A 14,206-nucleotide genomic window follows, 5' to 3' on the forward strand; every position below is an offset into this window, starting at 1 on the left:
AACGGCGCAGATAGCGTCGATCTTCTGCTAGGCGCTCGCCTGGGCGCCTTCGAACCAAGCCAGTTTCTCGCGTAGCTGAACCACTTCACCGACGATCAGCAGGGTCGGAGCCTGGACCTGCTTCTGGGCGATACGCTGGGCGAGGGTTTCCAGCGTCCCTGTGAAGACACGCTGATTTGTGGTGGTGCCCTGCTGCACCAGCGCCGCCGGCGTATCCGCCAAACGTCCATGGGCTATCAGTTGCTGGCAGATCACCGGTAAACCCACCAGGCCCATGTAGAACACCAGCGTCTGTGCCGGCGCAGCGAGTTCCGCCCAGGGTAGATCGCAGCTGCCGTCTTTCAGATGACCGGTGACAAAACGCACCGACTGCGCATGATCGCGATGAGTGAGCGGAATGCCGGCATAGGCTGCACAGCCGCTGGCGGCAGTGATACCCGGCACGACCTGGAACGGCACACCGTTGGCTGCCAGCTCCTCGATCTCCTCGCCACCGCGGCCAAAGATGAATGGATCACCGCCCTTGAGCCGTAGAACGCGCTTGCCTTCCTTGGCCAGGGTCACCAGCTTTTGATTGATCTGCTCCTGCGGCACCGCGTGTTCCGAACGCTGCTTGCCAACGTAGATGCGATCGGCATCGCGCCGGCACAGGTCGATGATCGCTGGCGCCACCAGGCGATCGTAGAGCACGACATCAGCCTGCTGCATCAGGCGCAAGGCACGAAAAGTCAGCAGGTCAGGGTCGCCCGGGCCAGCGCCTACCAGATAAACCTCGCCCAGCGCGCGCGGCGCTGCACCGGCAAGCTTCTCCGCCAGCAGGCGCTCGGCTTCGGCGCTGCACCCAGCCAACGCCTGTTCGGCGATCGGTCCCTGAAAGGTTTCCTCCCAGAACACCCGCCGCTGCTGAACATTGGCGAACTTGGCTTTGACCTGAGCGCGGAACTGTTTGGCCAGCCCAGCCAGCTGCCCGTAGGCCGCTGGAATCCAGGTCTCGATACGCGCGCGGATCAACCGCGCCAGCACCGGAGCATCGCCACCACTGGAAACCGCAATCACCAGCGGCGAGCGGTCGACGATCGCCGGAAAGATCACGCTGCACAGCTGCGGCGAGTCGACCACGTTGACTGGCATACCCAGCGCGTTGGCATGCTGCGAAACCGCGGCATTCAGCGGCTCGTCATCGGTGGCGGCGATGGCCAGCACACAGCCCTGGAGGTCCTGCGGGTCATAGCCGCGATTGAGGCATTCGCCACCGCCCGCTCCTACCAGTTCGGCCAGTTGCGCCTCGATGCTCGGCGCCACCACCCGCAGCCGTGCTCCAGCTTCGCTCAGCAGCCGAGCCTTGCGCAGCGCAATCTCGCCACCCCCGACGATCAACACCGTGCGGCCTTTGAGGTTGTGGAACAGCGGGAGGTATTCCATGGGCGAATCCTGGAGGGTCGTTGGTGGTATGGGCATGACAGCCATTACGGCCGCGATGCCCCTTGTCGAATATCAAGGATCCGGCCTGATGCCGAACCGCTGCTGCAGCCTCAGCCGATGGTTTCGATACCACCCATGTATGGCTTCAGTACGTCGGGCACCACAACACTTCCGTCAGCCTGCTGGTAATTCTCCAGTACGGCGACCAGGGTACGACCGACCGCCAGGCCCGAACCATTGAGGGTGTGCACGAGCTCCGGCTTGCCGGTTTCCAGATTGCGGTAACGCGCCTGCATGCGCCGCGCCTGGAAGTCGCCACAGTTGGAGCAGGAAGAAATCTCGCGGTACTTGTCCTGGCTCGGCACCCAGACTTCCAGGTCATAGGTCTTGGTCGCGCCGAAGCCCATATCGCCGGTGCACAGCGACAACACGCGGTAAGGCAGCTCCAGCAGTTGCAACACCTTCTCGGCGTTACCGGTCAGCTCTTCCAGCGCCTCGAAGGACCTGGACGGCTCGACAATCTGCACCATCTCGACCTTGTCGAACTGGTGCTGACGGATCATGCCGCGGGTATCGCGCCCCGAGGCGCCGGCCTCGCTACGGAAACAGGGCGTGTGGGCGACGAACTTCAGCGGCAGCTCTTTGGCATCGAGAATCTCGCCGGCCACGATGTTGGTCAGCGACACCTCGGCGGTCGGGATCAGATAGAAGTCCGCCTCGCCTTCGCGGCTGATCCTGAACAAATCTTCCTCGAACTTCGGCAGCTGACCGGTTCCCTGCAGCGCCGGGGCCTGTACCAGATACGGCGTGTAGGCCTCTTCGTAGCCATGCTCACGGGTGTGCAGGTCGATCATGAACTGCGCCAGGGCGCGATGCAGGCGGGCGATCGGGCCGCGCATCAGGGCGAAGCGGGCACCGGACAACTTGGCCGCGGTCTCGAAGTCCAGCCAGCCATGCTGCTCGCCCAGGGCGACGTGATCCTGAACGGCGAAGTCGAAGGTCTTCGGCGTACCCCAGCGGCGAACCTCGACGTTCTCGTCCTCATCCGCACCGACCGGCACCGACTCGTGCGGCAGGTTGGGAATGCTCAGCATCAGCTGGTCGAGTTCGGTCTGGATGCGGTCCAGCTCCTGCTTGCCGGATTCGAGTTCCGAGCCCATGCGATCCACGTCGGCGAGCAACGGCGCGATGTCCTCACCGCGCTGCTTGGCCTGGCCGATGGATTTGGAGCGCGCGTTGCGCTCGGCCTGGAGTTGTTCGGTGCGGGTCTGCACGGTCTTGCGCTGAGCTTCCAGCGCTTCGATGCGCGCCACGTCCAGCTGGTAGCCACGGGTGGCCAGGCGGGCCGCCACGTCCTGTAGCTGAGTGCGTACCAGTTTCGAATCAAGCATGGTGGGTCTCGTCTGTGAAAGCTTGGATGAAAGGCGAAGAGGGAGCGAAGTTTACTGTGAACGCGCGCCGGTTCATAACCTGGCGAGCGCCAGACCGGCCCAGGCCGCCAACAGGCCACCGAACACGCTGCCGCCGACATAAGCGAAGGCAGTCGCCAGCTGACCGCTTTCCAGCAGCCGCAGTGCGTCCAGTGAGAAGCTGGAGAAGGTCGTCAGTGCGCCAAGAAAGCCGATGATCAGTGCGCCACGCAGCTCCGGCGAGATATCCGGCCGGGCGAGGAAGGTGGCATAGAGATAGCCGATCAGCAGACAGCCAAGCAGGTTCACGGCCAACGTGGCCAGATAGAAATGCCGCGGCCATTGCGCGCTGACCCAGGCCGCCAGGGCAAAGCGCAACAGGGTCCCGATCACGCCGCCACAGGCGACAGCGAAGGCCATGCGGATCATTCCTTTCTCCGTTGGATGGGGCTTTCGCGGTCGAGCCGGGCAAGGTGTTCGAGCTTGTCGCGGATCTTGCTTTCCAGGCCGCGTGGTACGGGGTGATAGTAGCGGCGCGGTTCCATGGACTCGGGAAAGTAATCCTCGCCTGCCGCGTAGGCATCCGGTTCGTCGTGGGCGTAGCGATATTCGTTGCCGTAGCCAAGTTCTTTCATCAGCTTGGTCGGCGCATTTCGCAAATGCAGCGGCACTTCCTGCGAGCCGTTTTCCGCCGCGTCGCGCATGGCCGCCTTGAACGCGGTATAGACGGCGTTGCTCTTCGGCGCGCAGGCGAGATAGACGATCGCCTGAGCCACGGCCAGCTCCCCTTCCGGACTGCCCAGGCGCTCCTGCACGTCCCAGGCGTTCAGGCACAACGGCAGCGCGCGGGGGTCGGCATTACCGATTTCCTCGCTGGCCATGCGCACGACACGTCGGGCGATGTACAGCGGGTCGCAGCCGCCATCGAGCATGCGCGCAAACCAGTACAGCGCGGCATCCGGATTCGAGCCGCGCACCGATTTGTGCAGCGCCGATATCTGGTCGTAGAAGGCCTCGCCACCCTTGTCGAAACGACGGCGACTGTCGCCCAGCAGATCCTGCAGCAGGTCGGTGCTGATGCTGCCGCCCTCCTCGGCAAGGTCCGATGCATTCTCCAGCAGGTTGAGCAGCCGACGACCGTCACCATCGACTGCCGCCAGCAGCATCTGGAAGCTCTCCTCCGGCAGCGTGAGATTGAGCTCGCCAAGGCCCTTGGGCTCGGTCAGCGCGCGCGTCACCAGTTTGCGCAAGGCCGCTTCGTCCAGGCTTTTCAGCACATAAACGCGAGCCCGCGAGAGCAAGGCATTGTTGAGTTCGAAAGAGGGGTTTTCGGTGGTGGCGCCGATAAAGATCAGCGTGCCGTCTTCGACGTAAGGCAGGAAGGCGTCCTGCTGGGACTTGTTGAAACGATGCACTTCGTCGACGAACAGAATGGTCCGCCGGCCGTACTGCGCCGCCTGCTGCTTGGCGATCTCCACCGCCTGGCGAATCTCCTTGACCCCGGCGAGCACGGCGGAAACCGTCTCGAAATGGGCATCGGAGACCTTGGCCAGGAGCCGCGCCAGAGTGGTCTTGCCGACACCGGGCGGCCCCCAGAACACCATGGAGTGCAACGCGCCCTGCTCAAGCGCCTCGCGCAACGGCTTGCCGCGCGCGAGCAGGTGCTCCTGCCCGACGTATTCGTCGAGGCTGGCTGCGCGCAGACGCGCGGCAAGTGGCTGGGCGACAGGTTCGCGGCTGAACAGGTCCATTGCGGACGGTTACCTCGATTGCAGCGGCCCGCCGCTGCGCAGGCCGCCTGATACGAATGTCAGATTAGGCTCACTCGGAAATGACGTCGGCACCCTCGGGAATCTCGAAGGTGAACAGGTCGGCCTTGAGCGGCTGATTCATCTTCACCCCCATGAAGAGGATATTGGTGCGCTGACCGACACTGTCGATCAGCTGCATGTCATTGATCACGCCGCCGCGGAAGGACAGCCGCAGGTTGTCGAACAGGGTGTCCTTGGCCTTGGGCTTGAGGGTGAAGTCCACCACGTCCCCGGCCTCCTTGTGCGAGACCTCGAAATTCTCGCTGATGGTGGAGACATCACCGGAAAGCAAAAGCGCGGGGGTGTGCGTCAGACGCTGATCGAGCTGCTGAACGGTGACCTGCTCGAGGTCTGGGTCATACAACCAGACCTTTTCGCCGTTGGACACCAGCAGCTGCTCCATCGGTGCATCGGTATGCCAGCGAAACTGGCCGGGACGCTTGAGCGCCAGCTCCCCGGAGGTCTCCTGCAGCTGGGTGCCACTGCCGTCGAGCGAGAGCTGCGAGAAGCGGCCAGTCAGGGTTTCGGCCTGGTTGAGCAGGCCGGTCAGGCGTTTGGTAGAAGCCGCCTGGTCGGCATGGGCCGGTGCCAGAGCGACCATCAGGACAGATGCACACAGCAAACGGATCAATTGCATGTAGCCCTCGAAGCGATTCAATCGCGCATGGGTGGCGGCGCGATGACTTCGCGCGAGCCGTTGGTATTCATGGATGTCACCACGCCGGCCATTTCCATGGCCTCGATCATGCGTGCGGCGCGGTTGTAGCCGATCTTCAGCTTGCGCTGCACGGCGGAGATCGACGCGCGGCGGCTTTCGGTGACAAAGCGGACGGCCTCGTCGTACAGCGGGTCTTCCTCGCTGCCCTCTCCGCTGCCTTCGCCACTGCTACCATCGAAGCCGCTACCCGCCTCTTCGGCGCCAGCAAGAATGTCTTCAATGTAGTCAGGCGCGCCACGGGCCTTCCAGGCCTCGACCACCCGGTGCACTTCCTCATCGGAAACGAACGCGCCATGGACACGAATCGGCAGGCCGGTGCCCGGCGGCAGGTAGAGCATGTCACCGTGCCCCAGCAACTGCTCGGCACCACCTTGGTCGAGAATGGTGCGCGAATCAATCTTGCTGGATACCTGGAATGCCATTCGGGTCGGAATGTTGGCCTTGATCAGGCCGGTAATCACATCCACCGACGGACGCTGGGTGGCAAGGATCAGGTGAATACCCGCCGCGCGTGCCTTCTGTGCGATACGCGCGATCAGCTCTTCGACCTTCTTGCCGACGATCATCATCATGTCGGCGAATTCGTCCACCACCACGACGATGGTCGGCAGGGATTTCAGCGGCGGCGGCTGGTCATCCATGCTCTCGCGACGGAACAGCGGATCGGTAAGCGGTGTGCCCGCCTCTTCGGCTTCCTTGACCTTGCGATTGAAGCCCGCGAGGTTACGCACGCCCATGGCCGCCATCAGCTTGTAGCGCCGCTCCATCTCGGCGACGCTCCAGCGCAGTGCGTTGGCCGCCTCCTTCATGTCCGTGACGACGGGGCAAAGCAGGTGCGGAATGCCTTCGTAGATCGACAGTTCAAGCATCTTAGGATCGATCATGATCAACCGCGCCTCTTCCGGCGTGGACTTGAACAGGATCGACAAAATCATCGCGTTGACGCCCACCGACTTACCGGAACCAGTGGTACCAGCCACTAGCAGGTGCGGCATCTTCGCCAGGTCGGCGATGACCGGCTTACCGCCGATATCATGGCCGAGTGCAAGGGTGACCGGTGATTTGGCGTCGTCGTAGGGGGTCGAAGAAAGCACCTCGGAGAAGCGCACGATCTGACGATCCTCGTTGGGAATCTCGATACCTACAGTGGTCTTGCCCGGAATCACTTCGACCACCCGCACGCTGATCACTGCCAGTGAGCGCGCAAGGTCTTTGGCCAGATTGGAGATACGGCTTACCTTCACACCGGCTGCCGGCTGGATTTCGAAGCGGGTGATCACCGGGCCTGGATGTACCGACTCGACGATGACCTCTACACCGAACTCCTTCAGCTTGATCTCCAGCAGCCGCGACATCGCTTCCAGCGACTCAGGCGAGTATTGCTTCTGCTGTTTCTCGGCAGCATCAAGTATCGAGATCGGCGGCAGGCTGCCCTCGATCAGCGGATCGACAAACAGGTTGGCCTGCTTTTCTTTCAGCACGCGCTTGCTCGGTTCGGCGGCTTTGGCAGGAGCAGGTGGAGCGATCACCGGAGCCACGCGCTTGTCGCGCTCGCTCATGTGCTTTGCCAGGGACTCGTCACGTTCGATGATGCGCTCCTTGACCTTGGCCTGCTCACGACGGTCGCGCACCATCGGCGCAGCCACCTCGCTCACGACATCGTCGACTTCTCGCAACTGGGCGACCATCTGCTTGCGCTCGGCGCGGGCGCTCCACCAGCGACTGAAGAAGCTCTGGATCAGCTCGATGAGGTCGAGAGTGATCTTGCCGGTGATGTCCATCACTTTGAACCAGGACAGATCGGTGAACACCGTCAGGCCGAACAGGAAGAACGCCAACAGCGCAAGGGTGCTGCCCTGTACGTTAAGGGACAGAACGGCCAACTGACCGAGGCTCTCTCCCAGCGCACCGCCGGCAGACGCGGGCAAGCCAGGAGCGGCCTGGAAATGGATATAGGCCAGCGCGGACCCGGACAGGACCAGGAACACCAGACCGATCAGGCGCCAGGAGAACAGCCAGCCGTTCCACACCCAGGGCTGATGACGCGCGCGGAACACTTGCCAGGCCTTGACGCCAAGCAGCAGGGGAAACAAATAGGCGAAATAGCCCAGCGCCATGAACAGAACATCGGCAAACCAGGCGCCGGCACGGCCGGCAGCGTTGCGGACCTGATCGACATTGCTGGTGTGGGTCCAGCCAGGATCGCCCGGATCGTAGGTAAGCAACGCCATCCACAGGTAGACGCAGAGCGCACCGAGCGCTATCAACGCGCCTTCCTTGAGGCGATAGTGCAATTGCTGTCGCCAGACGGTTGCCGGCGCGGTAGATGAGGAATTCTTCAAAACGCTTTCTTTCCTGCGCCTGCGGCGCGATGAACCGTAGTCAGCCAGAACCCCGGCATTGTACGGGTTTGTCGATTCGATGGCATGCAGGTTCCGCGGCGGCTTGGGCTTTTGCCGATGCTTCGGTGTAGCATAAACGCCCGATTTCCCGACGCGGCTCGACTGGAGCACGCTTCTCTATTTGCAACAAAGGCTTATGAGGGCTTTTTATGAGTGAAGTCAAGCATTCGCGTCTGATCATCCTCGGCTCCGGCCCGGCCGGATATACCGCTGCGGTATACGCTGCCCGCGCCAATCTGAAGCCACTGATGATCACCGGCATCCAGCCCGGCGGTCAGCTGACCACCACCACCGAAGTCGACAACTGGCCCGGCGATGTCGAAGGTCTGACCGGCCCGGACCTGATGGTCCGCATGCAGAAGCACGCCGAGCGCTTCGACACCGAGATCGTCTTCGATCACATCCATACCGCAGAGTTGCAGCAGCGCCCATTCACCCTGCGCGGCGACAGCGGCGTCTATACCTGCGACGCATTGATCATCGCCACCGGTGCCTCGGCACAATACCTCGGCCTGCCCTCTGAAGAGGCGTTCGCTGGCCGTGGTGTATCGGCCTGCGCCACCTGCGACGGCTTCTTTTATCGCAACCAGGTCGTCGCGGTGATCGGCGGCGGCAACACTGCGGTCGAGGAAGCGCTGTACCTGTCCAACATTGCCAAGGAAGTCCACCTGATCCACCGCCGCGACAAACTGCGGTCGGAGAAGATCCTGCAGGACAAGATCATGGACAAGGCGGCCAACGGCAACATCCGCCTGCACTGGAACCATACCCTCGAGGAAGTACTCGGCGATGCCAGCGGCGTGACCGGTGTCCGCTTGAAGAGCACTCTCACCGGCGAAGAGAACAAGCTGGACCTCGCCGGCGTATTCATCGCCATCGGCCACAAGCCGAACACCGACCTGTTCCAGGGCCAGCTGGAAATGAAGGATGGCTACCTGAAGGTTAGAGGTGGCGGCGAGGGTGATGCCACCTGCACCAGCATCCCTGGCGTCTTCGCTGCTGGTGATGTGGCTGATCACGTCTATCGCCAGGCGATCACCTCGGCCGGTGCCGGCTGCATGGCCGCTCTGGACGCAGAAAAGTACCTCGACAACTGATCTAGTGGCGGGCCTCGGCCCGCCCTCCCCTACCTGCATTTGCGTGGCGACATGCTGACCTGGCTAAAGCGCGACGATCTCTGCTTCCCCCCTCTCGAAGCGGCTTTGCGAGAACCCAACGGCCTTTTGGCTGCTGGGGGTGACCTTAGCCATGAACGCCTGCTGGCCGCCTATCGCCACGGCTGCTTTCCCTGGTACCAGGATGGGCAACCGTTGCTGTGGTGGTCTCCCGATCCGCGAACGGTGCTGTTCCCGAACGAACTGCATGTGTCGCGCAGCCTGCGCAAGCGCATCCGTCAGGGCGAATTTCAGGTGACCTTCGATCAAGCGTTTACCGACGTGATCCAAGGCTGCGCCGGGCCTCGTAGCTATTCGGACGGAACCTGGATCACCACACCGATGCAGCAAGCCTATGTTCAGTTGCACGAAATGGGCGTCGCGCATTCGGTGGAAGTCTGGCAGGAGCAGCATCTCGTCGGCGGACTCTACGGACTGGCAATCGGTAAGCTATTTTTCGGCGAGTCGATGTTCAGTCGCGCTACCGATTCGTCCAAGGTTGGATTCGTCACACTGGTGGAACAGCTGCGTGATTGGGGTTTTGTCCTGATTGACTGCCAGATGCCGACACGTCATCTGGAAAGCTTTGGGGCCCGCAGCATTACGCGTGAGCAATTCGCCGCCGCACTTGCCGAGCATTTGGATCAGCCCAGCGCAGCCGACTGGCGCGCCTAGTCGGCTACCGCAAGCTGACCTACACTCAGCTCATGATTTCTGAGAGTTGACCATGACTTCACTGGCTCGCCTCAAGTTCTACGCCACACAGCCCCATGCGTGCAGCTATCTGCCCGATGAACAGGCAACCACGCTGTTCCTCGACCCTAGCCAGCCGATGGACGCGCAGGTGTACGCGGAACTCTCCGAGATGGGCTTCCGGCGTAGCGGCGATCACCTCTACCGCCCCCACTGCCAGCGGTGCTCGGCCTGCATTCCGGCTCGCATTCCGGCAAGCTCGCCAGAGCTCAGCCGGCAACAGAAACGAATCCTCAAACGCAACGCTGACCTGCAGGTACGTTGTGTTCGCCCGGCGTTCAGCGAGGAGCTCTACGCGCTCTACGCGACCTACATCGAAAAGCGCCATGCGGACGGCGACATGTACCCCCCCAGCCGCGAGCAGTTCAATACCTTCCTGGTGCGTGACCTACCGTTTTGTCGATTCTACGAATTCAGGCTGGATGGACGACTGCTCGCAGTCGCCGTCACCGATGTACTGCCCAATGGACTATCCGCCGTTTACACCTTCTACGATCCCGAAGAAGAACGGCGCAGCCTGGGGCGCTACGCGATTCTCTGGCAGATCGGCGAAGCAGCACGTCTCGGCCTGAAGGCCGTGTACCTCGGGTACTGGATCAAGAACTGCCGGAAGATGAATTACAAGACCGAATATCGCCCCATCGAACTGCTGGTCAACCAGCGCTGGGTGACGCTCAGCTGAAGTCCTTGGCTCATCGACCCATTTCGGGCACAATGCTTGCCGCTTTTGCCCGCGCATGCATGCGCCGGGTCACTCATTTGGACACCGAGGACTTTACTGAATGTCGAAAGAAGACAGCTTCGAAATGGAAGGTACTGTCGTCGACACCCTGCCTAACACCATGTTTCGTGTGGAGTTGGAAAACGGGCACGTCGTTACTGCGCACATCTCCGGAAAGATGCGCAAGAACTACATCCGGATTCTTACCGGTGACAAGGTTCGCGTGGAACTGACCCCCTACGATCTGAGCAAGGGTCGCATCACCTACCGCGCCCGCTAAGCGAGCCGCGAGAAAAATGCCCGGTTTATGCCGGGCTTTTTTGTTGCAGCAGCAAACAGCCGGAAACAGCCGCACGTAATGCCGGAACGAAAAACGCCCGGCCGAAGCCGGGCGCTCGATACCACCTAGGGTCAGGCCAGCTCTGCAGTGGTCTCGAATTCGAAGAACGGCTCGCCGCCCCGAATATCGATGTGAACCACGCCACCATGTTCGGCCAGCTCACCGAACAGGATCTCCTCGGCCAACGGCCTCTTGATCTTGTCCTGAATAAGCCGTGCCATCGGCCGCGCCCCCATCTGCGCATCGTAGCCATGCTCCGCCAGCCAGCTGCGCGCAGCATCTGACACCTCCAACGTCACATGCTTGTCTTCGAGCTGCGCCTGCAGCTCGATCAAGAACTTGTCGACGATGCTCTTGATGACTTCGTGACTCAGACGGCCGAACTGGATAATGGTATCCAGACGATTGCGAAACTCTGGCGTAAAGCTCTTCTTGATGACCTCCATCGCGTCAGAGGCATGATCCTGCAAGGTAAAACCGATAGAAGCCCGCGCCGCGGTCTCCGCACCAGCATTGGTGGTCATGATGATGATCACGTTGCGGAAGTCGGCCTTGCGACCGTTATTGTCCGTGAGCGTGCCATGATCCATGACCTGCAGCAGCAGGTTGAAGACCTCAGGGTGCGCCTTTTCGATTTCGTCCAGCAACAGCACGCAATGCGGCTGTTTGGTGATGGCCTCAGTCAACAAGCCACCCTGGTCGAACCCAACGTATCCCGGAGGCGCACCGATCAGACGAGATACAGTGTGACGCTCCATGTACTCGGACATGTCGAAACGGATCAGCTCGACGCCCAGCGCTCGAGCCAGCTGGCGTGCAGCCTCTGTCTTACCCACGCCGGTAGGCCCGGCAAAAAGGAACGATCCAACCGGCTTGTCCGGAGCCTTCAGTCCCGCCCGTGAAAGCTTGATGGCTGTCGCCAGCGAGTCGATCGCATCATCCTGGCCAAAAACCGTGAGTTTCAGATCGCGCTCGAGGTTACGCAACAGCTCCTTGTCCGAACTGCTGACGTGCTTCGGAGGAATCCGCGCAATCTTTGCCACGATGTCTTCGACCTGTTCGACATCAATGCACTTGACCCGCTGCTCTTCCGGCTGCAGGCGCTGATAGGCGCCCGCCTCATCGATCACGTCGATGGCCTTGTCAGGCATATGCCGATCATTGATGTAGCGCGAGGCCAATTCTGCCGCGGCACGAAGCGCCTCATCGCTGTATTCGATGTTGTGATGCTGCTCGAAACGCCCCTTAAGGCCACGCAGAATGCCGATCGTGTCTTCGACTGAAGGTTCGCTGACATCGACTTTCTGGAAGCGACGCGCGAGGGCGCGATCCTTCTCGAAGATCCCACGGAATTCCTGGAAGGTCGTAGAACCGATGCAGCGGATTTCACCGGAAGAAAGCAAGGGCTTGAGCAGGTTCGACGCGTCCATCACGCCGCCAGACGCAGCTCCGGCACCGATGATCGTATGGATCTCATCAATAAAAAGAATGGCATGCGGCCGCTTGCGCAACTCTCCGAGCAACGCCTTGAAGCGCTTCTCGAAATCACCTCGATACTTCGTACCCGCCAGCAGCGCACCCAGATCTAGCGAGTAGACGACGCTATCAGCGAGCAGGTCCGGAACCTGATTATCCACTATGCGTTTTGCCAGGCCTTCAGCAATAGCGGTCTTACCGACGCCAGCTTCACCTACGAGAAGCGGATTGTTCTTACGCCGACGCGCGAGAATCTGCGCGACACGCTCGACTTCGTTCTCACGCCCAACCAGCGGGTCGATCCGTCCTTGGCGCGCCAGCTCGTTCAGATTGCTCGCATAGGCATCCAGAGGATTGCCTGACGCACCCGGCTCGCCACCGTCCTCATCCTGCATCTCCGCATCGTTCTCCGGGCTACCAGCATTGCCAGGCACCTTTGAAATACCGTGAGCAATGTAGTTGACGACGTCGATACGCGCGACGTTCTGCTGCTTGAGAAGGAATACGGCCTGGCTCTCCTGCTCGCTGAAAATCGCGACCAGCACGTTTGCCCCGGTCACTTCCCGCTTGCCAGAGCTTTGGACATGGAATACGGCACGCTGCAGTACGCGCTGAAAGCCAAGCGTAGGCTGGGTTTCGCGCTCCTCATCGTGCTGTGGAATTAGTGGAGTGGTGGAATCAATGAACTCCTGCAGATCATGGCGCAGCTTGTCCAGGCTCGCGCCACAGGCCCGCAGCACGGTGGCTGCCGCTTCATTGTCCAGTAGGGCCAACAGGAGGTGTTCAACCGTCATGAATTCATGACGTTTGGTACGTGCCTCTTTGAAAGCCAGATTCAGAGTGACTTCGAGCTCACGGTTCAACATAGCTTTCACCTCTTCTCCAGCAGTCGGAGTTAACCGTCCTTCTCGATCTCACAGAGCAGCGGGTGCTGGCATTCCCTTGCATATTGATTCACTTGCATCGCTTTGGTTTCGGCTACGTCGCGCGTATAGAGCCCGCAGACGGCCTGCCCCTCGGTATGGACGGCCAGCATGATTTTGGTGGCCTGCTCCCTGCTGTGATTGAAAATGCCTTCCAGCACCTCGACGACGAAATCCATCGGTGTGTAGTCGTCATTGAACATGACAACTTTATACATCGGTGGTGCCTTTAATTCCGGCTTGGCCTCCTGGACAGCGAGACCAGACGCGTCGTCTTCGTCCCGTTGAGGCCGGTCCTGATTGAATGTTAGTCGAATCTGAGCAAATGCATGCATGCGCATAACGGTTCTAGGTCGTGGCGCGGGGGCCAGATAAATATGGACAGCTTCGCAGCCAGCTGACGAGTCGCCTTGACTATCGGCAAAACGGTGATACAAACAGTATGTGCCTACAAGGGCAAACGGGTTGCGCAACATGAGGCCTCGGGCTGCATAAGCGCGGAATGAAATGGATGTTACTCCAGTAATGGACTCCTTTGCAGAGGGATAACAGCATGCTAAGCGGTAAGGTCAAGTGGTTCAACAACGCCAAAGGCTACGGGTTCATCGTAGCAGACGGCGGCGATGAGGACCTGTTCGCCCACTACTCGGCCATCCAGATGGAAGGCTATCGAACTCTGAAAGCTGGGCAAGCGGTCATGTTCAACATCCTGCAGGGTCCGAAAGGCCTTCACGCAACCGACATCAGGCCACAGCAGGCCGTGTCCGAGGCGACGACCCCTGCTGCTGCCCAAGGCGTCTCGACGGTAGATGCCTGATTTGTCCTGAAACAAAACAAAAAAAAGGTTCTTCGCGGAGTCTGGGGGAAGAGCGAGTTGACAGTCAGGGAAGCAGGTAAATTGGCAGTCGCCAAACACACCCTTCACCTGTCCCTGCTGTCGCCGTGCATCCTATTGATCTTGCCGCTTTCTGGCCAGGCTACGACGCCGTTACCTGTCGCCCATCTACCGATAACACCCTCCTCATTGAGCTTGAACCTCAAGCCGGCTCTCTTCCTAAGTGCGGGCGTTGTGGCCAG

The 14,206-nt window shown here is 60.8% G+C and carries 13 protein-coding genes and 1 pseudogene; 6 read left to right on the forward strand and 8 right to left on the reverse strand.

Going from position 1 to position 14,206, the window contains the following annotated elements; genetic code table 11:
- Window positions 1–27: 27 nt before the first annotated feature.
- The 6 genes from cysG to ftsK all read right to left on the reverse strand — a co-directional run bounded on the left by cysG (window position 28) and on the right by ftsK (window position 7,750).
- Window positions 28–1,422, reverse strand: coding sequence for a siroheme synthase CysG (gene cysG / locus IEG05_RS08720; protein WP_020307411.1), 1,395 nt, complete (start codon window positions 1,420–1,422; stop codon window positions 28–30).
- Between the two features lie 110 nt (window positions 1,423–1,532).
- Window positions 1,533–2,813: a serine--tRNA ligase gene (gene serS / locus IEG05_RS08725; protein ID WP_020307410.1), complete on the reverse strand. Its 1,281-nt coding sequence runs from the start codon at window positions 2,811–2,813 to the stop codon at window positions 1,533–1,535.
- A 72-nt stretch (window positions 2,814–2,885) separates the two neighbouring features.
- Window positions 2,886–3,260 carry a fluoride efflux transporter CrcB gene (gene crcB / locus IEG05_RS08730; protein WP_020307409.1) on the reverse strand — a complete coding sequence of 125 codons (375 nt, stop codon included), beginning with the start codon at window positions 3,258–3,260 and terminating at the stop codon, window positions 2,886–2,888.
- Window positions 3,257–4,582 carry a replication-associated recombination protein A gene (locus IEG05_RS08735; RefSeq protein ID WP_020307408.1) on the reverse strand — a complete coding sequence of 442 codons (1,326 nt, stop codon included), beginning with the start codon at window positions 4,580–4,582 and terminating at the stop codon, window positions 3,257–3,259. Before IEG05_RS08735 ends, crcB begins: the two co-directional genes overlap by 4 nt.
- Before the next feature lie 70 nt (window positions 4,583–4,652).
- On the reverse strand, window positions 4,653–5,279 hold the full coding sequence (lolA, locus tag IEG05_RS08740; protein WP_037004746.1) for an outer membrane lipoprotein periplasmic chaperone LolA: 627 nt from the start codon (window positions 5,277–5,279) through the stop codon (window positions 4,653–4,655).
- Window positions 5,280–5,296: 17 nt separating this feature from the next.
- Window positions 5,297–7,750, reverse strand: a complete 2,454-nt coding sequence (gene ftsK, locus IEG05_RS08745; protein ID WP_191121928.1) for a DNA translocase FtsK — start codon at window positions 7,748–7,750, stop codon at window positions 5,297–5,299.
- A gap of 161 nt (window positions 7,751–7,911) precedes the next feature.
- Here ftsK and trxB point away from each other — a divergent pair, with 161 nt between their 5' ends.
- The 4 genes from trxB to infA all read left to right on the forward strand — a co-directional run bounded on the left by trxB (window position 7,912) and on the right by infA (window position 10,670).
- Complete coding sequence (gene trxB / locus IEG05_RS08750) at window positions 7,912–8,859, forward strand: thioredoxin-disulfide reductase (protein ID WP_020307405.1); 948 nt, start codon at window positions 7,912–7,914, stop codon at window positions 8,857–8,859.
- Between the two features lie 51 nt (window positions 8,860–8,910).
- Window positions 8,911–9,591 carry a leucyl/phenylalanyl-tRNA--protein transferase gene (gene aat / locus IEG05_RS08755; RefSeq protein WP_020307404.1) on the forward strand — a complete coding sequence of 227 codons (681 nt, stop codon included), beginning with the start codon at window positions 8,911–8,913 and terminating at the stop codon, window positions 9,589–9,591.
- A gap of 52 nt (window positions 9,592–9,643) precedes the next feature.
- A complete protein-coding gene (locus IEG05_RS08760; protein WP_014820079.1) occupies window positions 9,644–10,351 on the forward strand; it encodes an arginyltransferase in 708 nt (235 codons plus the stop codon).
- A gap of 100 nt (window positions 10,352–10,451) precedes the next feature.
- Window positions 10,452–10,670 (forward strand): translation initiation factor IF-1, encoded by a 219-nt coding sequence (infA, locus tag IEG05_RS08765; protein ID WP_002553999.1) that lies wholly within the window; start codon window positions 10,452–10,454, stop codon window positions 10,668–10,670.
- 131 nt (window positions 10,671–10,801) lie between these two features.
- On the opposite strand, the gene clpA is transcribed toward infA, so the two are convergent.
- Together clpA and clpS are read right to left on the reverse strand one after the other, a co-directional pair.
- Window positions 10,802–13,072, reverse strand: a complete 2,271-nt coding sequence (gene clpA, locus IEG05_RS08770; protein ID WP_014820078.1) for an ATP-dependent Clp protease ATP-binding subunit ClpA — start codon at window positions 13,070–13,072, stop codon at window positions 10,802–10,804.
- A 29-nt stretch (window positions 13,073–13,101) separates the two neighbouring features.
- Window positions 13,102–13,464 carry an ATP-dependent Clp protease adapter ClpS gene (gene clpS / locus IEG05_RS08775; RefSeq protein ID WP_003298832.1) on the reverse strand — a complete coding sequence of 121 codons (363 nt, stop codon included), beginning with the start codon at window positions 13,462–13,464 and terminating at the stop codon, window positions 13,102–13,104.
- Between the two features lie 218 nt (window positions 13,465–13,682).
- Here clpS and cspD point away from each other — a divergent pair, with 218 nt between their 5' ends.
- Window positions 13,683–13,946: a cold shock domain-containing protein CspD gene (gene cspD, locus IEG05_RS08780; protein ID WP_003298830.1), complete on the forward strand. Its 264-nt coding sequence runs from the start codon at window positions 13,683–13,685 to the stop codon at window positions 13,944–13,946.
- Between the two features lie 125 nt (window positions 13,947–14,071).
- Window positions 14,072–14,206: pseudogene (locus IEG05_RS23680) on the forward strand (ISL3 family transposase); the annotation flags it as partial.

The sequence above is a fragment of the Stutzerimonas kunmingensis genome, from assembly GCF_014764705.1.
Taxonomy (GTDB): Bacteria; Pseudomonadota; Gammaproteobacteria; order Pseudomonadales; family Pseudomonadaceae; genus Stutzerimonas.